Here is a 20,732-nt window from a genome sequence, read left to right as displayed (position 1 = left end):
CGCACGGGTCACGTGGTCGACCGGGGAGCGGGTCGACCCGGGGTGATCAGGCCGCGATCGACTGCGTGCCGGAGTTGACCGTCCACGTGTTGTCGGGGTTCAGCACCGCGGTCATCTGGAAGCCCGCGTTGTACTGCAACTCCACCGAGTTGCTGATCTGCTCGATGTCGAGCACCTCGCCGTGCGCGAACGTGCCCGCGGTCAGCCAGTAGCTGGGGTGCGGGCTGAAGACGAGGTTCTCGTTGGGCTGCGCCTGCACCGCGAACACGCCGGAGTTCGACATGCCGATGCCGACCGCCGCGCCGTCCGCCGGCACGGTCGGCAACTCCCTGATGTAGAGGTTGCCGAGCTCGGGGATGCCGAACGCCTTGCCAGGAACGAACCGGTGGGCGCCGTCGGCGTAGTCGAACAGGACCTGGTTCGAGGTCAGGTCCTGCGGGTTGGCCTGCTGGACCTGCTGCGCCCGGAACCGCGTGCCCGGCTTCAACGTGCCGGTGTAGGACCAGGCGAAGCAGTAGTCGAGCGACCACTCGAAGGTCACGGTCGTGTGCGGCCAGGCCGGCGCGGTCAGCCAGGCGAGGGACATGGCGTTGCGCACGCCGAGGTCCACCGGCTCCTGGTACACGCAGAGGTCCTGGAACTGGGTAGATTCATTGCGAACCGTCAGGGAGTACTTCGTTGGCATGGCAGGACAACTCCTTCACAAGGAGAAAACTCGGATAAATTCACACCAGGGCGAGGAATGGTCGGGCGTGGTGTGATCGGTCGCGGTGTGATCGGTCGCGGGCCGGTCGACGACACCGCGTTCGCCCGTTCCCGACGGATGTCCGGTCAGCGGATTCGCGAACTTGTGGATATTCGCTTTTCCGGTCCGTCCGTCGAAACAAGTACACGCCGCCGAGCGCAGGGCGTCAAGGGACCGGCCTTCACTCGATACGTCGACGTCGCATTCACCTGACTTGGCTTCCCGGGAGCGCCGGGCACGCCTTTTCGTAACGTGAAAACGCAGGCGGCCCGAAACGAAAGTCGCGCGAATTGAATTGCGAGCAGTGTCGGCAGGAGTTCCCGGCGCGGACCACCGGCAGACCCCGCCGGTACTGCTCGTCGGCGTGCCGGCAACGCGCGTTCCGGGCCAGGAAGGTCGCCGAGCGGTCGGCCGTGGCGCTGCCCGGCCAGGTGGAGGCGCTCGCTCGGGAGCTGCGGGACCACGCCGAGGTCATCCACTTCCTCGCCCGCGGCTGGACGCCGGTGGAGCCCGGGGTGTCCCTGACCGACCTGATCGAGGCCACTGTGGACATCGCGGAGCGGCTGCGGGAACTGGGTGGGCGCCTGTCCGACGTGTCGCCCGGGCACGGGTGACGCAACGCGTAACGCAACACCGCAGCCGGAACCGCCTACGGGTGACCCCTGACGGTCTGGCGGGTGACGGAAGAGGTGGCGGCGTGCCCTGAGCGGATCCGGTCCGCGGTCACGCCGCCGTCGTCACCGCTTGGGCACGAAGGCGTAGATGCTCGCGGGCGAGCCGGAGCCGCGGCGGTTGACCGTGCCGCCGACCAGGATGTGCGCGCCCTGCTCGGGCAGCTGCGCCAGGTTCGCCAGGATCTCCAGGCTGATCCGGTGCTCCCGGTACAGCAGCTTCGACACCCGGTACTCGACGTCGGTCGCGGGCTCCGGGCTGAACGTGTCCGTGCCCAGCGCGCCACGGCGGCCGAGACGACCGGTGTCGACCAGCCACTGCACGGCCGCGAGCGAGAACCCGGGCTGGTGCATCTGCCCCGAGGCGTCGAAGTTGAAGAACTCGGGGGTGCCCCACCGCTGCTCCCACCCCGTCCACAGCACCACCGCGGCCTCGTTCGGGATGCGGCCGTGCTGCCTCTCCCACCGCTGGAGGTCCGCGATGGTGACCTCGTAGTCCGCGTTCCGCGCGGCCTGCTCCCGCACGTCGATCTTCACGGCGGGCAGGAACAGGTCTTCGGCGTCCAGCTCGTCGGCGTACGGCTGGTCGTCGTTGAAGTGCGCGGGCGCGCCCCAGTGCGTGCCCGTGTGCTCGCCCTGCGACACGTACTGGAGGTAGAACCCGTGCTCCGGGACCGTGGTCACGGTGGTCAGCGTGAACTCCGGGTCGCCCGGGTAGACGTTGGTCCGGTCCGGGTCGTTGACGTGCGCCAGGTTCACCAACCGGTAGTCGCCCAGCCCCAACGGGCCCGAACGCCCCGCCGCGCCCACCGAACCACCGCCCGCGATCATTCCGCCCACTGCCGTAGCCACACCCGCGAGCATCGACCGTCTCCGCACCGCCGACCACTCCTCTGCCTAGCCGTCACTCGATCCGGGCAACGGTACAGGCTCGGTGATCACAAAACGACAACCTGGCGGACGGCTTCTCCTGCGGCCAAACGGGTGAAACCGGTGTTGATCTCCTCCAACGTGAGCCGTCCTGACAACAGTTCGTGCACGGGCAGCTGCCCGGCCCGGTACAGGTCGACGAACCTCGGCACGTCCCGCCGCGGCACGCAGGAGCCGAGGTAGCTGCCCTTCAACGTCCGTTCCTCGGCGACCAGGCTCAACGCGGGCAGCGAGATGGTCCGGTCCGGGTGCGGCAGGCCCACGGTCACCGTCGTGCCGCCCGCGCAGGTGGCCAGGTACGCCTGCTCCAGCACGGCCGCGACGCCGGTCGTGTCGATGACCTTGTCCGCGCCACCACCCGTCACCGAGCGCACCTCCGCGACGGCGTCCGGTCCGCCGGCCACGTCGTGCGTGGCGCCGAGCTTCCGCGCCAACGCGCGCTTGTGCTCCACCACGTCCACCGCGACGATCTGCGACGCGCCGGCCGCCCGTGCCGCCAGCAACGCGGCCAGCCCCACACCGCCGAGCCCGAACACCGCGACCCGGTCCCCCGGCGTGACGGCCGCGCTGTAGAACGCCGCGCCGGCGCCGGTGAGCACCGCGCAACCGAACAGGGCGGCGATCTCGAACGGCAGGTCGGCGGGCACGAGCGTGGCAGATTTCTCCGACACCACGGCGTACTCGGCGAACCCGGACACCCCGAGGTGGTGGTGCGGACGCGTGCCGTCGGGCAGCCGGAGCCGCCGCGCACCGCTCAACAGCGTGCCCTCGCGGTTCGCCGCCGCACCCGGCTCGCACAACGCCTGCCGCCCGGACACGCACCGCCGGCACGACCCGCACGCGGGCACGAACGACAGCACCACGTGGTCGCCGACGGCAAAGTCCGACGTGCCCGGCCCGGTCTCCACCACCTCGCCCGCGGCCTCGTGGCCGAGCAGCATGGGCAGCGGCCGGATCCGGGAGCCGTCGATCACCGACAGGTCCGAGTGGCACAACCCGGTGGCGCGCACCCGCACCAGCACCTCACCGGGACCGGGCGGGTCGAGCTCCAGGTCGAGCACCTGGAGCGGACCGCCGACCTCCGTCAGCACCGCGCCCTTCACGCCACCACCAGCCCTTCCATCGCGGCACGCAGGTCGGCCGGGATGGCTACCGGCTTGCGGGTCGAACGGTCGGTGAACACGTGCACGAAGTGCCCTTCCGCGACCACGTCGTCCCGCCCTTCGGGGTAGAAGCCGATCTCGTAGCGGACGCTGGAGCGGCCGAGGTGCCCGATCCGCAGGCCCGCGTCGACGGCCTCCGGGAACGCGACGGACGAGCGGTAGTTGCAGTGGGACTCCACGCACAGCCCGATCGCCGGACCGCGGTGGATGTCCAACCCGCCCTCCGTGATCAGCCATGTGTTGATCACGGTGTCCATGAAGGCGTAGTGCACGACGTTGTTCACGTGCCCGTACACGTCGTTGTCGTGCCACCTGGTCGGAATCCGCTGCCAGTGCCGGTAGTCCTTACGCATACAACATCCTGGGCGCCACCAAACCTCCTGAGTCAGTCGAGCATCCTGGTGAGCTCGACCCGGGACCGCACTTCGAGCCTGGCGAAGATGTTGCGCAGGTGGTGCTCGACGGTGCGGTGGCTCAGGAACAGCCGCGCGGCGACCTCGCGGTTGGTCGCGCCCTCGGCGACCAGGCGGGCGATCTGCGCCTGCTGCGGGGTCAGTCCGGCGGTCGGGTCGACGTCGGCGCGGCCGGCGGCGCGGTTCGCGGCACGGTCGGCGGTCCGGTCCGCCTGGGACGGTCCGACGGCTTCACCCGCCGCGCGCAGCTCGGCCCGTGCCCGCGCGACCCACCGGTCGGCCTCGTAGCGCTGGAAGATCTTCACCGCGTCACGCAGGAGGTCCCGCGCGGCACGCGGTTTGCGGTCGCGCCGCAGCCGGTGGCCGTAGAACAGCTCGGTCTTGGCCAGTTCCATGGCGGTGCCGCTGACCCGGTGCAGCCGGATCGCCTCGCGGAAGTGCTCGTCCGAGCGGACGCCTTCGGTGAGCAGGCCGTGGCAGCGGTGCGACAACGCGAGACGTGCCGCGCTGCCGGTGGTGCCCACCCACTTCTCGTACCGCCGCAACGCCCGGTCCGCAGTAGACAGCTGCCCGCAGCCGACGGCGGCCTCCACGACGTGCGGTGCGGCCATCACCTTGATGCCGGTGTGCACGCCGCCCGACCCGGCGGCCATCAGCCGGAGCCGGTCCAGCGCGTCGGCCGGCCGGTCCAGCGCGAGGTCCACGCAGGCGAACGCCCACGCGCCGAACGCGCCGGAACGGCCGAGCCCGCGTTCCGCGATCTGCTCGGCGGCGGCTTCGATGCGGTGCACCGCCGTGTCGGTGTCACCGCGCAGCGCGGCGAGCAGCGCCAGGATCGTGAGGTGGTCGACCACGGCGTTGTGCTGGCCGATCGCGGTGGCCGCGTGCACCCCCTCGAACGCCGCGGCCGACGCCACCGAGTGCTGGTCGAGCAGCATCGCGGACAACGCCCGGTACACCAGCGCCCACGGCACCAACGCGGTCAGCCCGTGCTCGTGCGCCGCCGTCACCGCGCTCGTCGCCAGCTCGTGCGCCCTGGTCGCGTCACCCAGGGTGTAGGCGGCCTGGCCGCCCCAGATCTTCGCCTGCGGGTGCGGCACGCGTTCGGCCAGCTCCACCACGGACCGCAGCACGGGCAGGGCCTCGTGATGCCGCCCGGCGAACGTGGCCGCCATGCCGGCGAGGTGGTCCAGCGTGATCCGGGTTTCGTCCGGCTCGTCGGGGCGGCGCAGGCTCGCGGCGAACGCGGCGGTCTCCGCGTACCGGACGTGGTCGCCCGCGATGCTGGCCGCCTCCCCGGCGAAGCCGAGCGCGGTGATGGCCAGCGTGCGGTGCGTGCCGACGAGTTCGCCCGCCGCGTGCAGCAGCCGGCGCACCGCGACGTCCGGCAGGCCGTTGCCCAGGTCGAGCCCGCCGCGCAGCACTTCGGCGCGTGCCCGCAGTTCGTCGCTGTCGGTCAGCCGGGCGGCCGTGCGCAGGGCGACGCGGGCCCGACGAGGTGCGCCGGACGCCCAGTGGTCGGTGGCGGCGGCGATCAGGTGGCGGGCCCTGGCGTCCGGGTCGGCGGTCAACGCGGCGGCGCGGTCGTGGTCGCGGGCCGCGGCCGGGTAGTCGCCGCAGCGCCGGGCCCGGTTCGCCGAGTCGACCAGCCGGTCGGCGAACGCGTCGCGCGCGCCGGGCGCCCTGGCGGCCTCGTGCCACGTGCGACGGGGACCGGGCGGCAACGCCTCGGCCAACGCGGCGTGCGCGGCGTAGCGGAGGGCCAGCGGGATCTCGGTGCGCAGCGCGGACCGGACCAGCGGCCCGCCGTCGAGCAGCGCGTTCGCCTCCTCGATCGCGGCCAGGTCGAGGTCCGGCATCCGGGCCAGCGCGTCCGCGTCCACCTCGTCGTCCACGACGCACAGCGCGGTCGCGAACCTGGCCTGCGGTGACAGCGCGCCGAACCGGGCGCCGAAGCGAGCGCGCAGCGAGCTGTCCTCGGGCAGCGCGTCGGGTCCGGGCGCGGTGCCGCCGAGCTGGTCGGACGTGAGCGCGCGGGCCAGTTCGGTGAGCGCGAGCGGGTTGCCGCGGGCCAGGTCGGCGACGTCGTCGGCGAGACCGGGGGCCAGGCCCGGACGGAGTTCGCGCAGCACGCGGAGGCTGTCGGCGTGGTCGAGCGGGTCCAGCCGCACCCACGGCAGGCCGTGCGGTTCGGCCTCGGTGGCGATCAGCAGGGCCACCGGCTCGTCGGCGACGTTCGCGGCGAGTTCCACCAGCCAGTCGGTGTCCTCCAGGAGGTGGGCGTCGTCCACGCACAGCAGCACCTCGCGGTCCGTGGTCGTGGCGGCCGCCCGCGCGGCGGCGAGCATCGCGGTCTTGCCCGACCCGGCCGCGCCACGCAGCACCAGCGCCCCGCCGTGACCGGCACGGGCGCGGGCTAGCAACGCGTCTACGGCGACGCGCTGCCGGTCACGTCCGCGCAGCATGCGGCCAGTCTGGCCGGAGATCGAGGCCGGGCGGAAGGGGTGCGGCGGAAATTATCTACCAGCGTTAGTTTTCGTCCCCGGACCGGTGGTTGCACCGATGCGGAGTGCTCACCGGGTGGCGCAAGGTCATCGCTGTCCGTAGTTCCCTGCCAAGCGAGGTGTACACCGACGTGCAACTCCGCAAACTGATCCCCGCGCTGATCCCCGCGCTGGCCCTGTCCCTGGTCGGCGTGACGCCGCCGGCGTCCGCCGAGGTCGAGTACCGACGCGGTCCGGCGCCGACCAACTCCAGCATCGAGGCGACCCGCGGCCCGTTCGCCACGGCGTCCACCACGGTGTCCTCCTGGTCCGTTTCCGGCTTCGGCGGCGGCACGATCTACTACCCGACCAGCACGTCCGAGGGCACCTTCGGCGCCATCGCCGTGTCCCCGGGCTACACCGCGAGCCAGTCCAGCATGGCCTGGCTCGGCCCGCGCATCGCGTCACAGGGCTTCGTGGTGTTCACCATCGACACCAACAGCCGCTACGACCAGCCCGACAGCCGGGCGACCCAGCTGCTGGCCGCCCTGGACTACCTGACCCAGAGCAGCTCGGTGCGCAGCCGGATCGACGCGACCCGGCTCGGCGTCATGGGGCACTCGATGGGAGGCGGCGGCACCCTGCGCGCCGCCGAACGCCGCCCCGCCCTCCAGGCGGCCATCCCGCTGACCGCGTGGCACACCGACAAGAGCTGGGGCAGCGTCCGCGTGCCGACCCTCGTGGTCGGCGCCGAGAACGACTCGGTCGCGTCCGTGTCGTCGCACTCCGAGCCGTTCTACACCTCGCTGCCGTCCACTTTGGACAAGGCGTACCTGGAGCTGAACGGCGCGGACCACTTCGCACCCAACTCGTCGAACACGACGATCGCGAAGTACAGCATCGCGTGGCTCAAGCGGTTCATCGACAACGACACCCGCTACGAGCAGTTCCTGTGCCCCGCACCGGGTCGCAGCACGCTGATCGAGGAGTACCGGGACACCTGCCCGCACTCCGTCTGATCCGATACCCGGGCGTGGCGCCGCGACCAATCGCGGCGTCACGCCCGTTCCACGTGAACTTTGTCAAGTGCACGTTCCGGTGAAAGGCCGTCCACCGAGACGAGAGGCGAATTCGCGGCCACGGCGAATGCCTCCACTAAAGCCACACAAGATCACCCGTTATTACTCGCAAGCCCCGCAATCCGCACCGTCTGTGCACATCACAGGGCCGATTGACCCTCAGGGGTGTACTCACATCAGCCGCTTCCGGTAAGGCATTCGGAGTCACTACCGTCGACACGGACTACTCGACGGAATCCGATTGGCGGTGTGATGCGGTGACTGTGACCGATTCGGACTTGGACACCGAGCGACCTCGGCTCAGCCTCGGCACGGCGGCGGCGCGCAATTTGGCGACGACGACCAAGTCCGTGCCCCAGATGCAGGGCATCACCTCCCGGTGGCTGCTCAAGATCCTGCCGTGGGTGGAGGCCAAGGGCGGTGCCTTCCGGGTCAACCGCAGGCTCAGCTACGAGGTCGGCGACGGCCGGGTGACGTTCACCAACATCGGCGCGGACGTGCGGGTCATCCCGCTGGAGCTGACCGAACTCCCGCTGCTGCGCGGTTTCGAGGAAGTCGAGGCGCTGACCGCGCTCGCCGACCGCTTCCAGCAGCGCGAGTTCCAGCCGGGCGACGTGCTGGTCGAGGAAGGCCGCCCGCAGGACACGGTCTACCTGATCGCGCACGGCAAGGTGAACAAGATCGGCAAGGGCGAGTACGGCGACCACACCGTGATCGGCACCCTCGCCGACGGCGACCACTTCGGCGGCCAGGTGCTCGCCGGCCCCCAGGGCGAGTGGGACTTCACCATCAAGGCCGTGACGCCGGTGATCGCCCTGATCCTGCCGTGGGAGGTGTTCGAGCGGCTCAACGGCGAGGCCGGCGGGCTGCGGGAGCACATCCAGCACGCGTTCGCCAGCGGGAACGGGCGGTCGAACGCCTACGGCGAGGCCGAGATCGACATCGCGTCCGGCCACGAGGGCGAACCGGACCTGCCCGGCACGTTCGTCGACTACGAGGCCGCGCCGCGCGAACTGGAGCTGAGCGTCGCGCAGACCGTGCTGCGGGTGCACAGCCGCGTCGCGGACCTCTACAACCAGCCGATGGACCAGGTCGAGCAGCAGTTGCGGCTGACCATCGAGGCCCTGCGCGAACGCCAGGAGCACGAGATGGTCAACAACCGCGAGTTCGGCCTGCTGAACAGCGCGGACCTCAAGCAGCGCATCCACACCCGCAGCGGCCCGCCCACCCCGGACGACATGGACGACCTGCTGGCCACCGTCTGGAAGGAGCCGACGGCATTCCTCGCCAACCCGCGGGTCATCGCGGCGTTCGCCCGTGAGTGCACCAAGCGCGGGATCTACCCGTCCACCATCGACTTCAACGGGCACCACGTGCCAGCGTGGCGCGGCGTGCCCGTGCTGCCGTGCAACAAGATCGCGGTGAGCAAGACCCGCACCAGCTCGATCATGCTGCTGCGGGCGGGCGAGCAGAACCAGGGCGTCATCGGCCTGCACCAGACGGGCCTGCCGGACGAGTACCAGCCCGGGCTGTCGGTGCGGTTCATGGGCATCAGCGAGAAGGCGATCATCTCGTACCTCGTCAGCGCCTACTACTCGACCGCGATCCTCGTGCCGGACGCGGTCGGCGTGCTGGAACACGTCGAAATCGGCCGCGAAGACTGAGTGAGTCCACCGACCAGATTGGGCAGCTGAAGTGACCGTGACAGACCCCGGCCTCGCTCCCGAAGAGGCCGAGCAGCAGCGCCAGAGCCTGAGCACCGCGAGCGCGCGGAACCTGGCCAGCACCACCAAGTCCACCCCGCAGATGCAGGGCATCTCGCCCCGGTGGCTGTTGCGCAAGTTGCCCTGGGTCACCACCCAGGCAGGCACCTACCGGGTCAACCGCCGACTCACCTACGCGCTCGGCGACGGGCGGGTGAGCTTCACCAGCACCGGCGCCGAGATCCGGGTGATCCCGCAGGAGCTGCGCGAGCTGCCCCTGCTGCGCGACTTCCCGGACGACGAGGTGCTGGCCGCGTTGGCGAGCCGGTTCCGGCAGCGCGAGTTCCAGCCCGGCGACCTCCTGGTCGAGTCGGGTCGTCCGGCCGAAGAGATCTACCTCATCGCGCACGGCAAGGTGAACAAGATCGGCCAGGGCGAGTACGGCGACCAGACCGTGCTGGACACCATGGCCGACGGCGAGCGCTTCGGCGACGAGGTGCTGACGGGCGGTGACACCACGTGGGAGTTCACCGTCAAGGCGGTCACCCCGGTGACGGTCCTGGTGCTGCCGTGGCGGTCGGTGCAGGAGCTGAACGGCCACGCCGAGGCGCTGCGCGAGCACATCGCGTCGGTGCTGGGCGACGCGGGCAAGCCGCAGAACAAGCACGGTGAGGCGGAGATCGAGATCGCCTCCGGCCACGACGGCGAGCCGGACCTGCCGACGACGTTCGTGGACTACGAGCTGTCGCCGCGCGAGTACGAGCTGGAGGTCGCGCAGACCGTGCTGCGGGTGCACACCCGCGTCTCCGATCTCTACAACAAGCCGATGAACCAGACCGAGCAGCAGTTGCGGCTGACCATCGAGGCCCTGCGCGAGCGCCAGGAGCACGAGATGCTCAACAACCGCCGGATCGGTCTGCTGCACAACGCCGACCTGAAGCAGCGCATCCACACCCGCACCGGTCCGCCGACCCCGGACGACCTGGACGAGCTGGTGTCGCGGCGGCGCAAGACGGCGTTCATGCTGGCCCACCCGCGCACGATCGCCGCGTTCGGCCGGGAGGCCAGCAAGCGCGGCGTGTACCCCGGCACGGCCGATGTGGAGGGCACGCAGGTCACCACGTGGCGGGGCATCCCGTTGCTGCCGTCGGACAAGATCCCGATCACGCCTCAGGGCACCAGCTCGATCCTGGCCATGCGGATCGGCGAGCAGGACAACGGCGTGATCGCCCTGCACCAGCCGGGCATCCCGGACGAGGTGCAGCCGAGCCTGAACGTGCGGTTCATGGGCATCAACGAGAAGGCGATCATCTCGTACCTGGTCAGCGCCTACTACTCGGTGGCCGTGCTGGTGCCGGACGCGCTCGGGATCCTGGAGAACGTGGAGATCGGCCGGTCCTGACCACATCGGAGTCGACGGCAGCCGGGCCCTCTGCCCGGCTGCCGCCTCCCCTGCGTGCCCGCTCCCAGGGCCGTGGGCACATCCCCGGAACAGGAGTCGTGGTGATGACCGACCTGCGCGTGGACCCCGACCAGAGATCCGCTCGCGAGGTGCTGAGCTGGAGCCGTGCCGGGGTGGACCCGGCGTTGCGGACGGCGGTGGACCGGCTGCCGGACTCGATGCGGGCCGTGGCGGGCTACCACTTCGGTTGGTGGGACGAGGAAGGCCGGCCGACGGGGGCGGACCCGGGCAAGGCGATCCGGCCGGCGCTGGCGCTGTTGGCGGCACAGGCGGTGGGCGGCGCGGTGCAGACCGCGCTGCCGGCCGCGGTGGCGGTGGAGTTGGTGCACAACTTCTCGTTGCTGCACGACGACGTGATGGACGGTGACACGACGCGGCGCCACCGTCCGACGGCCTGGCACGTGTTCGGCGTGAACCCGGCGATCCTGGCCGGTGACGCGTTGCTGACGTTGGCACTGGACGTGGTGGCGGGCAGTGGTCACCCGAAGGCGCGTGAGGCGATCCGGATGGTGTCGGCCTCGGTGCAGCGGCTGCTGGACGGTCAGTCCGCGGATCTGGCGTTCGAGGAACGCGGCGACGTGCGGCTGACGGAGTGCGTGCGGATGGCCGAGGGCAAGACGGCTGCGCTGCTGGGCGCGTCGTGCGCGTTGGGCGCGTTGTTCGGCGGCGGGCGGCCGGACCAGGTGGAGCACCTGCGGTCGTTCGGCGAGCAGGTCGGGTTGGCGTTCCAGTTCGTGGACGACCTGCTCGGTATCTGGGGTGACCCGGAGGTGACCGGCAAGCCGGTGTACTCGGACCTGGAGAACCGCAAGAAGTCACTGCCCGTGGTGGCCGCCCTGACCTCCGACACCCCCGCGGCGCGTGAGCTGGATTCGCTCTACCGCAGCGAACAGCTCACCGTGGCCGACTTGGCGCGCGCGGCCGAGCTGATCGACCTGTCCGGCGCGCGCGAGTGGAGCCAGGGCCGCGCGGACGACCTGTTGGCGAGTGCCCGGGAGCATCTGCGTGCCGCGGAACCGACCGAACGCGCGGCCCGCGAACTGGACGCCGTCGCCCGCCTGGCCACCGCCCGGGACCACTGACCGGGACCGCTGACAGCGACCACCGACCGGGACCACCGACAGCAGCCACCGATCGGGACCACTGACAGCAGCCACTGACAGCAGCCGCTGCCTCCGACCTCACGTGCGAGGTCGGAGGCAGCGGCGCTGTCACTCGTGCGGGACTGTCACTCGTAAGAGATGGACTGCAACACGTTGAGCCGTGCGGCCCGGATCGCGGGCAGGATCGCCGCGACCACGCCGACGCCGGCGGCGATCAGGAGGTAGCTGCCGAGCTGCGCCCACGGGATGCCGAGGTCGGTGATGCCCATGTCCTTCAGCGCCTGGACCGCCGCGACACCCAGCGCGGTGCCCACCACGATGCCGAGCAGGGCGCCGAACACCGAGATCACCACCGCTTCGACGGTGATCATCCGCATCACCTGGGCCCGGCGCATGCCGATCGCCCGCAGCAGCCCCAGCTCACGGGTCCGCTCGACCACCGACAGCGCCAGCGTGTTGATCACGCCGAGCACCGCGATGAGGATGGCCAGGGCGAGCAGGATCTGGATCATCATCAGCACCGTGTCGAGCTGCGCGGCCTGCTGCCGCACGTAGGAGCTGAGGTCCTGCACCGAGACCTCGGGGTTGTCCGCGAACAGCGGTTCGAGGCGCTTGCGCACATCAGCCACGTCCGCGCCCGGATCTGCCTTGATGAACGCGGTGTTGAGCTGCGGCAGCGCGAACTCGACCGCCACCGAACGGGGCAGGAACAGGGCATCGTTGAGCACCCTGTTCTTGGCCAGCACGAACGCGACCGTGTAGGTGCGCTGCTCGCCCTTCGTGGTCTGCACGGTCGCCGTGCTGCCCTGCTGGAGGTTCAACGCGGTGGCCGCGACGGCGTCCAGGCCGATCTCGCCGTCCTTGAGGTCGGCGACCGTGCCGCCGGTGGCGCTGAGCCCGAAGGTGCGTTCCATCGCGTGCACGTCGGTGACCACGGTGCCGAACTTGCGCTGCCCGTCGACCAGGACGCCGTCGCTGTACCAGCCGAACGCCGTCTCCACGCCGGGCGTGCCGACGATCCGGTCCATCCGGTCGGCCGCGAACGTGCCACTGGCCTGGCCGTTGGTCGACGACTCGCCGGAGATGATCAGGTCGGCCTTGATCTGCGTGTCGGCGACCTTGGTGATGCTGGTGGTGGCCGAGGTCAGCACCACGCTGACGCCGGTGATCAGGGAGATGCCGACCATCAGCGCGGCGGCCGTGATGGCGGTGCGACGCGGGTTGCGTGCCGAGTTTCGCCGGCCGAGCGTGCCCGGCATGGACCACGCGAGCAGCTTGCCGATCATCGACACCACGGGCCGGCTGATCAGCGGCGTGAGCAGCGCGACGCCGATGAACGACACCAGCAGCCCGGACATGATCAGCCACAGCGTCCCGTCGGCGAACCCGAGGCCGAGCAGACCGCCGCCCGCCAGGGACAGCACGCCGCCCGCGACGGTCAGCCGGGTGAGCGGCCGGTCCGGGGTGGCGGCTTCGCGCAGTGCCGCCACGGGCGGGATGCGGGAGGCGCGCACGGCGGGCAGCAAGGCCGCCAGGACGGTCACGACGAGGCCGACCGCGAACGACGAGATGATCGCCGACGGGGGCACCGAGATGCCCGCGAGCTCCAGGCTCCCGCCGCCGACCGTGCTGAACAGGTTCGCCAGCAGCGCACCGACGCCGATGCCCGCGCCGAGCCCGACCACGGACGCGATCAGGCCGATCACCACCGCCTCGACCACCACGGAGGCGATCATCTGCCGTCGGCTTGCGCCCATCGCCCGCAGCAGCGCCAGTTCCCGGGTCCGCTGCGCGACGATGATGGAAAACGTGTTGAGAATGATGAAGATGCCGACGAACAGGGCGATGCCGGCGAAGCCGAGCAGCACGTAGTTGAAGAACGCCAGGCCCTCGCCGATCTCGTCGGCCGACTCCTTGGCCAACTGCTCGCCGGTCTTCACCTGGTACGCGTCGCCGAACTCGGCCTGGACGCGGTCGCGCAGCGCGGTCTGCGACACGCCTTCGTCCGCACGCACCGTGATGCCGCTGTACGCGCCGGGCGTGCCGAGGAGCAGCTGTTGGGCGGTGGCCTCGGTGAACGCGGTGGTCAGCTCGCCGCCGAGGGAGCCGCGGTCGCCGGGGTAGCCGAAGATCCCGGCGACGGTGAACGTCCGCTTCGGCTCCAGGGTGAGCACGGACAGCTGCTCGCCGACCTGGAACCCGCCCGTCTCGGCGAGGTAGGCGTTGATCACCACCTCGTCGTCCCGCTGCGGCGCGTGACCCTCCCGGATCTCCTCCTGGCCGGTGTCACGCCACGCCATGCCCAGCCGCGGCGCGCCGGACGTGGTGAGGACCTTGCCGTTCTCGCCGATGGGACGGGCCGAGCCGACCACGTCGCCGACTGCCGTGCGCACGCCGTCCACGGACTCGACGGTCTTGATGTCCGCGGCGGTCAGGGTGCCGGCGCGGGCGGCATCGGGGTCGACCTCGCCGACCTTCGACTTGACCGCGACCTCGACGTCCACTTCGGAGTACGCGGTGGCGAACAGGTCCTTGAACGAGCGGTCCAGCGTGTCGGTCAGCACGAACGAGCCGGACACGAACATCACGCCGAGCACCACGGCCAGTCCCGACAGGACCAGCCGCAGCTTGCGCGCCAGCACGCTCTTGAGCGTCGCCTTCAACATCACGCCACGACCAGCCGGTCGTCGCCGTCGAGGACCTTCATCGTGTCCAGCACGGCCGCGGCGGTGGGGTCGTGCAGCTCGCGCACGATGTGACCGTCGGCCAGGAAGATCACCCGGTCCGCGTACGAGGCGGCGTTCGGGTCGTGCGTGACCATGACGACCGTCTGGTTGAAGTCACGGGCCGAGCGCTGGAGGAAGCCCAGCACCTCGGCGCCGGACCGCGAGTCCAGGTTGCCGGTCGGCTCGTCCGCGAACACCACGTCCGGCCGTGCGACCAGGGCACGGGCGCACGCCACGCGTTGCTGCTGACCGCCGGACAGCTGCGTCGGCCGGTGCGTGAGGCGATCGCGCAGTCCGACCGTGTCGATGACCGTGTCGAACCAGGCACGATCGACCTTCTGGCCGCCGATGGCCAGCGGCAGCGTGATGTTCTCCTCCGCGGTGAGCGTCGGCAGCAGGTTGAACTGCTGGAAGATGAACCCGACCTGGCTGCGCCGCAGCTCGGTGAGTCCCTTGTCGCGCAGGCCGTTCACCTTCGTGTCGCCGATCCACACGTCACCGGAGTCGATCGTGTCCAGCCCGGCGAGGCAGTGCATCAGGGTCGACTTGCCCGACCCGGACGGCCCCATGATCGCGGTGAACCTGCCGCGGTCGAACTCGACGCTCACCCCGGCTAACGCGGTGACCGCGGCCTCCCCCGTGCCGTAGGACTTCCACACGTCAACCGCCCTGGCGGCCGACTCCACGTTGCCCTTCACCGATCTCCACCCCTTTGTCCGACGGCGCTCGCCGTCCACTCCGGGCAAATGTGGCGGACGGGAGGACGGTGGCGCGTCGGGAATGACCCCGGGATCGGGTCGGGGTGATCCCTGGGTCGTGCTCGGGGCGGCGCGGCGCGGGTGCCTGTCGGGGCTGCGAATGTGCCCTCGCGCGCATGGGAACGCGGTGATCTTCCGTACGAGCGTGAGTGGTCGGTTCGCTTCCGATCGCCGAAGGAGGGCACATGGGGCTGATCCGTGACGGGCACGCCAAGACGGGTGAGGGGCAGGCTCCCCGACAGCCGCGTGCGACACCCGCGCCCGCTGTGACGACCGTGCAACGCCTGCTCGCCCTGCAGGGCGAGATCGCGCCCTGCAGGCCGCCGCGCTGCGCTCGCCGAGCGAGCCGTTGCCCGCGTCGGTGGTGTCGAAGGCGGAGGCGTTCTACCAGAACGACAGGCTCTCCTCCGCTCGCGTCCACCGCGATGCAGTGGCCCAGCGCGCCACTGCGGCGATGGGCGCGCAGGCCATGACGGTCGGCAACCACATCTTCTTGGGCGCCGGCACCACCGGCGATCAGAGGCTGATCGGGCACGAGCTCAGCCACGTCGACAAGAACCTCAAGGGCCTGCCCGAGACAGGGCACAGCAACGGCGCGGGGGTGACCGTCACCGATCCGGGGCAGCACTCCGAACGGGTGGCGGAGCGGGATGGCGACGCCTACGCCGCGCGTGAGACGACCGCCCCCGCCGTCGTCGTCGCGCGATCGGTGGCGAACACCTCCCACGCGCCCGTGCAGCGGATGGAGGAGGAAGAAGAACCGGCCGGGCGGCGGTTCGACCTGCAGGAGCAACCTCCGCAGCTCAGCGCCGAGGACCACATCGCCGCGCTGCCCGAGGACAGCGAGCAGGAGGTCTACCTCAAGCGCGGTGTGACGCCCACGCAACGGATGCACATGGAGAAGACGGAGTTGGCCGAGTTCCTGCTGAGCGTGCAAGACCCGGCCGCGATGGCGGCCCACGTGAGCCAGTTCAGCGACATCGAGGAGCGAAAGGCGGAGGCGATTAGAATTCTCAATCTCCGGAGGAGTTTCTACGCCGACTAATCCTGATGCGCTGCGGCCGGCAGACGCCCGGAACGAGCAGTCCCAGGCGCCCCGGAGCCGAACGCCCGGCGAACGGAGGGTGAAGCGGGCCGATCATCCGATGCCTGCGCACAGGCTCTCCACAGCCTCGAACACCGCCCGGAAACGATCAGGCACGGACCGTCGCGGTGACGTCGAAATCGTCCCACATGTCGGGAAAACCGAGACAGGAGGCGTGCCGACTCGTAGGGTCTACCGGCGTCAGCGCCTCCGACAACGCGCTGCCAAGATCAACGCCGACCGCTGTTAGGAGCTGGTGTGTCGACCCTCCGGGTGCGTCCCTACACCAGAACGGGCGGTCGCACGCGTTCCGCGACGACGCTGGCCATCGAAACCATCGTGACGACGAACGAACAGGCGGCGAGAGACGCCCTCACGTCGACCGCGGAACACCGCATCATCAGTGATCTGTGCCGGAATCCGCATTCCGTGGCGGAAGTCGCCGCGACACTGCGACTTCCACTCGGCGTTGTCCGGGTGTTGTTGGCGGATATGTCCGACATGAGCCTGATCAACGTTCACGAGGACGGTGCGATCGACGACCGGGGCCGGCCGTCACTGGACCTGATGGAACGGGTCCTCATGGGGTTGCGCAACATCTGAGCGGTCCCTGATCGCGTGGACGACGGCGGCCATGTCGACTTGGCCGTGGCCCAGCTCGACCGTGCGGGTGAAGAGGGACAGGCACACGTCCAGCAGCGGTGACGCGACACCTGCGGCGCGGGCGGCGTCCGCGATGAGCTGGTTGTTCTTGAGCACGTCACGGGCGGAGGCCTGGACCTCGTAGTCGGCGGCGAGGAGCTTCGCGGCCTTGGTGCGGGACACCTTGCTGGCCATGGGACCCGCGTCGAGGACGTCGACGAACGTGCGTCGGTCGAGGTCGTGGCGTTCGGCGAAGTGGAAGGCCTCGGCCAGGCCGGTGGCCATGGTGATCAGGAACAGGTTCACCGACAGCTTCATCAGCAGGGCGTTGGGGATCCGGCCGCAGTCGACCACGTCCGCGCACATCGGCGCGACCACCTCGCGTACCCGTGCCACGGCTTCGGGCGTGCCGGCGAGCATGGCGACCAGTTCCCCGGCCTCCGCCGGACCGCGTGAGCCCGAGACGGGTGCTTCGACGTAGTCACCGCCGGCGGCGTGGACGTCGGCGGCCAGGGCGTGCGAGTAGTCCGCTGCCGTCGTGCCCATGGTGACGATCGTGCGGCCTCGGACGTGGTCCGCGAACCGGGGCGTGCCGCGGTCCAGGACCTCGTCGATCGCGACCTCGTCGGAGAGCATGAGGATGACGACCTCGGCGTCGGCGAAGACCTCGGCCGGTGTCGCCGCGACCCGTGCGCCGACGTCCCGCAGCGGTTCGGTCCGGTGCGGCGACCGGTTCCACACCACCAGCGGCCGGCCGGACTTGGCCAGGTTGAGAGCCATCGGCTGACCCATGGTGCCGAGACCGACGAAACCGACGTCCACCAGTACCTCCTCATCGCCCGCCCGAACGCGTGACTCGCAGTGCCCACCGGCGGACTCGCGTGTTCTGAGCGTTGAACTCACGCGTTCCGAACGTAGGACTCACGGGTTCTGAGCGTAGGACTCACGGGTTAGGAGGTGGGTAGGCGGACCAGGGTCGCGCCTTCCTTGGTGTCGCGGATGGTGAACTCGGCGATGTCGTGCCACCGCATGCCGACGGCGGCGCGGAGGGTCACCGGGTCCTTGCCCGCGCCGGACGCCGTCACCAGCCACGAGCCGATCACCATCGACTCACCGGCCCGCGACTTCGCGATCAGCTCGCAGCGGGTGGGGCCTTTCACGCCCTTCACCTCGACCTCCACCGACGTGCCCCACGGCTCGGGGCTGGCGGAGAGCCGGGCGTTCACGCCGGTCGAGGGGTCGGTGCGGGCGATGGCGCCGGCTCCGTCGGGGGCGCCCTTCGCCACGTACGACGGAGCCGGCGCCGACGGCGTCGACGAGGCGGCGACCGGGTCGGACGGTGAGGCGGCGTTCACCGACACGACCGCGGTCAGCACGACGAGCAACGTGGCGGCGGCGGCAGTCAACAGCGCCAGGTTGCGGCGCTTGCGCGCCCTTGTCTCCGAGACCGAGTCGAGCATCGCCCGCACCGAACGGCCGTCGGGCCGCTCCCCCGTGTTGGCGCGCAGCATGCCGTTGGCGTCGGCCTCGTCCAGCAGATCGGGCAGTTCGGCGAAATCGCGCAGGTCGAGCGCACATCGACGGCACTGGGCCAAGTGGTTCTCGAACGCGTCGACCTCGTCCTCGTCGAGGACACCGAGGACGTACGCCGCCACATCGATGTGGTTCGGCAGCGAAGTCACCTGTCAGCCCCGATCCTGCAACGCACGCCGCAGGGCGCGAAGCGCGTAATACACCCTGGACTTCACCGTTCCGGGCGGCACCCCGAGCACCGCCGCGGCTTCCCCGACCGTTCGATCCCTCAGATATGTCTCGAGAATAGCCTCCCGGTGTTCCTCCGTCAGTCCGTTCATCGCCTCGGCGACGACGATCGCCGCCAGCGTGCGGTCCGCTTCGTCCCGCTGCGGCGCCTCGTCGGACGGCGTCAACTCCGACTCCTGCGGTCGGACGCTCCTCTTGCGACGGTCGTCGATGACCAGTCGCCGGGCGACGGTGAACAGCCAGGAGCGCAGCAGGACCGGGTCCCGCTCCAGCTTCTCGGCGTTGCGCCACGCCCGCACGAGCGTCTCCTGGACGATGTCCTCGGCCCACTGCCGGTCGCTGCCGGTCAGCCTCATGGCATGTCCGAGCAGCGCGCTGCCGAACTCCTGGTAGAGCCTGCGGATCAGCTCGTCTTCCAGACTCAAGTCCGGCCAACCGTGATCACTTTGGGGGGAAGTGCTGCGTCTGTGCCGCGCCACGCCGAGCATCCAAGCGCGCCGACGGGTTCCGCGTCGAGGGTTTCCGGACAAAAAATGTCGTTGATTTGTTGGTGAACCGTCATCGCATCGTGTCCGTACTTCCCGGTATCCGCCGCAATGGCACGGCCCCGGTTACCGGTCCGCTGGTCCTTTCGGCGGACCAGCCGGCCGGAGAAAGGACCAACGATGCGAAGTCGACGTACCCGCGAGGCGTTGCTGCTGGTTCCGGCAGCGGCGGCGTTGATGCTGGTCAGCGCCTGTGGCGCGACCGCGATCGACACCGCCGCGAGCCGGAGTGGCGCGGCCGGCGCCGGATCCGGTCCGACGACTGTCCAACAGGCGCCGGAATTCGGCAAGGAGCCGCACCAGATGCTCTCGGCGACCGAGTCGAGGCAGGTCGGCTGGTTCGTCGCGGACGCGGGCGGCTTCGCGCTGTACCGCTACGACAAGGATTCCGCGAAACCACCGAAGTCCACTTGCGACGACGAGTGCCTGAAGTCGTGGCCGCCGGTGCTGGTCGGCGAGCACACGATGACGTCCGGGGTGGACCCGACGCTGGTCGGGTCGGTGGCCCGCGCGGACGGCAAGAAGCAGGTTACGTTGGCCGGTTGGCCGCTCTACCGGCACACGGGCGACAAGAAGGCGGGCGACCTGACCGGTCAGGGCAAGGGCGGCACGTGGTTCGCGGTGACGCCCGAGGGCAAGAAGGCGCAGGCCGAGGACGGCGCGGCGCCCGGTCGACCGTCCACCGGCGACGGCTACTAGGACGAGAAAACCATGTCAGCCAAGCGTTTCGCGGCGGTCGCGCTGGCCGTGCACCTGCTGTTGCTTCCCGTGCTGCCGGGTGTCGCGCACGCCGACGACCCGGCCGAGGCGGGGCCGGTGCAGCAGACCCCGTTGGGCCCGATCTCCGCGCTGGACAAGGAACTGCTGGTCAAGGTGCGGCTCGCGGGCCTGTGGGAGATGCCCATGGGCGAGGAGACGAAGACCCGCGCGGCGAGCACCAGGGTCAAGGAGGTCGGCGCGCAGCTGGCCAGTGACCACATGTTCCTGGACGAACGGGTGGTGCGGCTCGCTTCGCAGATGGGCGTGACGTTGCCGAACGAGCCCAACGCCGACCAGCAGTCCTGGATGGCGGAGATGCGTTCGCTCACCGGCACCGCGTTCGACGACTCGTTCGCCAACCGGCTGCGTGCCGCGCACGGCTCGATCTTCCCGGCCATCGGCACGGTCCGCGCGAACACCCGCAACGAGGCGATCCGGCAGTTCGCCCAGGTGTGCAACCAGATCGTGCTCAAGCACATGACCCTGTTGGAGAGCACCAACATGGTCACCGACATGGGCCTGTCCAAACCGGTCGCGGCCGGTGTGGCGCCCGCGGCGGCGGTGCGCGGCGACCCGGTGCGGGCGTCCGCGCAGCTCCCGTCGGACGGGCCCAGTCCCCTTGTCGTGCTCCTCATGTGCCTGGCAGGAGCGGTGGTGACGATCGGAATCCTGCGCGTGCTGCGGCCTCGCGGCGACGTCAAGTAA

The 20,732-nt window shown here is 70.3% G+C and carries 19 protein-coding genes; 9 read left to right on the top strand and 10 right to left on the bottom strand.

Features of this window, described 5'->3' with window-relative positions:
- Positions 1 to 46 precede the first annotated feature (46 nt).
- Positions 47 to 685, bottom strand: a complete 639-nt coding sequence (locus F4560_RS07515; protein ID WP_184918019.1) for a RhiA family protein — start codon at positions 683 to 685, stop codon at positions 47 to 49.
- A gap of 350 nt (positions 686 to 1,035) precedes the next feature.
- On the opposite strand from F4560_RS07515, the gene F4560_RS07510 reads away from it, so the two are divergent.
- Complete coding sequence (locus F4560_RS07510) at positions 1,036 to 1,359, top strand: hypothetical protein (RefSeq protein WP_184918017.1); 324 nt, start codon at positions 1,036 to 1,038, stop codon at positions 1,357 to 1,359.
- A 123-nt stretch (positions 1,360 to 1,482) separates the two neighbouring features.
- Here the strand turns inward: F4560_RS07510 and F4560_RS07505 are convergent, their stop codons facing one another.
- From F4560_RS07505 to F4560_RS07490, 4 genes are all read right to left on the bottom strand, one after another.
- Positions 1,483 to 2,268, bottom strand: a complete 786-nt coding sequence (locus tag F4560_RS07505; RefSeq protein ID WP_312868741.1) for a cyclase family protein — start codon at positions 2,266 to 2,268, stop codon at positions 1,483 to 1,485.
- Between the two features lie 86 nt (positions 2,269 to 2,354).
- The gene (locus tag F4560_RS07500) at positions 2,355 to 3,449 is read right to left on the bottom strand and encodes a zinc-binding dehydrogenase (protein WP_184918014.1); all 1,095 of its coding nucleotides are present in this window, start codon (positions 3,447 to 3,449) and stop codon (positions 2,355 to 2,357) included.
- Positions 3,446 to 3,862 (bottom strand): acyl-CoA thioesterase, encoded by a 417-nt coding sequence (locus F4560_RS07495; protein WP_184918011.1) that lies wholly within the window; start codon positions 3,860 to 3,862, stop codon positions 3,446 to 3,448. The genes F4560_RS07500 and F4560_RS07495 overlap by 4 nt, the downstream gene beginning before the upstream one ends.
- A gap of 32 nt (positions 3,863 to 3,894) precedes the next feature.
- The gene (locus F4560_RS07490; protein ID WP_184918008.1) at positions 3,895 to 6,387 is read right to left on the bottom strand and encodes a helix-turn-helix domain-containing protein; all 2,493 of its coding nucleotides are present in this window, start codon (positions 6,385 to 6,387) and stop codon (positions 3,895 to 3,897) included.
- A gap of 170 nt (positions 6,388 to 6,557) precedes the next feature.
- Between F4560_RS07490 and bdeA the strand changes: the two genes are divergently transcribed.
- From bdeA to F4560_RS07470, 4 genes are all read left to right on the top strand, one after another.
- Complete coding sequence (bdeA, locus tag F4560_RS07485; protein ID WP_184918005.1) at positions 6,558 to 7,424, top strand: bis(hydroxyethyl) terephthalate hydrolase; 867 nt, start codon at positions 6,558 to 6,560, stop codon at positions 7,422 to 7,424.
- 317 nt (positions 7,425 to 7,741) lie between these two features.
- A complete protein-coding gene (locus F4560_RS07480; protein WP_184918003.1) occupies positions 7,742 to 9,148 on the top strand; it encodes a family 2B encapsulin nanocompartment shell protein in 1,407 nt (468 codons plus the stop codon).
- Between the two features lie 31 nt (positions 9,149 to 9,179).
- A complete protein-coding gene (locus tag F4560_RS07475) occupies positions 9,180 to 10,589 on the top strand; it encodes a family 2B encapsulin nanocompartment shell protein (RefSeq protein WP_184918000.1) in 1,410 nt (469 codons plus the stop codon).
- Positions 10,590 to 10,693: 104 nt separating this feature from the next.
- Complete coding sequence (locus F4560_RS07470; protein WP_184917997.1) at positions 10,694 to 11,731, top strand: family 2 encapsulin nanocompartment cargo protein polyprenyl transferase; 1,038 nt, start codon at positions 10,694 to 10,696, stop codon at positions 11,729 to 11,731.
- A 146-nt stretch (positions 11,732 to 11,877) separates the two neighbouring features.
- Here the strand turns inward: F4560_RS07470 and F4560_RS07465 are convergent, their stop codons facing one another.
- Together F4560_RS07465 and F4560_RS07460 are read right to left on the bottom strand one after the other, a co-directional pair.
- On the bottom strand, positions 11,878 to 14,418 hold the full coding sequence (locus tag F4560_RS07465; RefSeq protein ID WP_184917993.1) for an ABC transporter permease: 2,541 nt from the start codon (positions 14,416 to 14,418) through the stop codon (positions 11,878 to 11,880).
- A complete protein-coding gene (locus F4560_RS07460; protein ID WP_184917990.1) occupies positions 14,418 to 15,176 on the bottom strand; it encodes an ABC transporter ATP-binding protein in 759 nt (252 codons plus the stop codon). Before F4560_RS07460 ends, F4560_RS07465 begins: the two co-directional genes overlap by 1 nt.
- 409 nt (positions 15,177 to 15,585) lie before the next feature.
- On the opposite strand from F4560_RS07460, the gene F4560_RS43435 reads away from it, so the two are divergent.
- Positions 15,586 to 16,281 (top strand): eCIS core domain-containing protein, encoded by a 696-nt coding sequence (locus F4560_RS43435; protein WP_221483379.1) that lies wholly within the window; start codon positions 15,586 to 15,588, stop codon positions 16,279 to 16,281.
- Between the two features lie 297 nt (positions 16,282 to 16,578).
- Positions 16,579 to 16,923 (top strand): DUF742 domain-containing protein, encoded by a 345-nt coding sequence (locus tag F4560_RS07445; protein WP_184917987.1) that lies wholly within the window; start codon positions 16,579 to 16,581, stop codon positions 16,921 to 16,923.
- On the opposite strand, the gene F4560_RS07440 is transcribed toward F4560_RS07445, so the two are convergent.
- From F4560_RS07440 to F4560_RS07430, 3 genes are all read right to left on the bottom strand, one after another.
- The gene (locus F4560_RS07440; protein WP_221484071.1) at positions 16,876 to 17,787 is read right to left on the bottom strand and encodes an NAD(P)-dependent oxidoreductase; all 912 of its coding nucleotides are present in this window, start codon (positions 17,785 to 17,787) and stop codon (positions 16,876 to 16,878) included. The genes F4560_RS07445 and F4560_RS07440 overlap by 48 nt on opposite strands.
- A 125-nt stretch (positions 17,788 to 17,912) precedes the next feature.
- Positions 17,913 to 18,644, bottom strand: coding sequence for an anti-sigma factor family protein (locus F4560_RS07435; RefSeq protein WP_184917981.1), 732 nt, complete (start codon positions 18,642 to 18,644; stop codon positions 17,913 to 17,915).
- A gap of 3 nt (positions 18,645 to 18,647) precedes the next feature.
- Positions 18,648 to 19,211 (bottom strand): sigma-70 family RNA polymerase sigma factor, encoded by a 564-nt coding sequence (locus F4560_RS07430; RefSeq protein ID WP_081915624.1) that lies wholly within the window; start codon positions 19,209 to 19,211, stop codon positions 18,648 to 18,650.
- 177 nt (positions 19,212 to 19,388) lie between these two features.
- Here F4560_RS07430 and F4560_RS07425 point away from each other — a divergent pair, with 177 nt between their 5' ends.
- Together F4560_RS07425 and F4560_RS07420 are read left to right on the top strand one after the other, a co-directional pair.
- Entirely contained in the window at positions 19,389 to 19,967 is a 579-nt protein-coding gene (locus F4560_RS07425; RefSeq protein WP_184917978.1) for a hypothetical protein, read from the top strand.
- Positions 19,968 to 19,979: 12 nt separating this feature from the next.
- The gene (locus F4560_RS07420; RefSeq protein WP_184917975.1) at positions 19,980 to 20,732 is read left to right on the top strand and encodes a DUF4142 domain-containing protein; all 753 of its coding nucleotides are present in this window, start codon (positions 19,980 to 19,982) and stop codon (positions 20,730 to 20,732) included.

The organism is Saccharothrix ecbatanensis (genome assembly GCF_014205015.1).
GTDB classification, from domain to species: Bacteria; Actinomycetota; Actinomycetes; order Mycobacteriales; family Pseudonocardiaceae; genus Actinosynnema; species Actinosynnema ecbatanense.
Note: the sequence above shows the minus strand (reverse complement) of the source record. Positions and strands in the feature narration are given on the sequence as shown.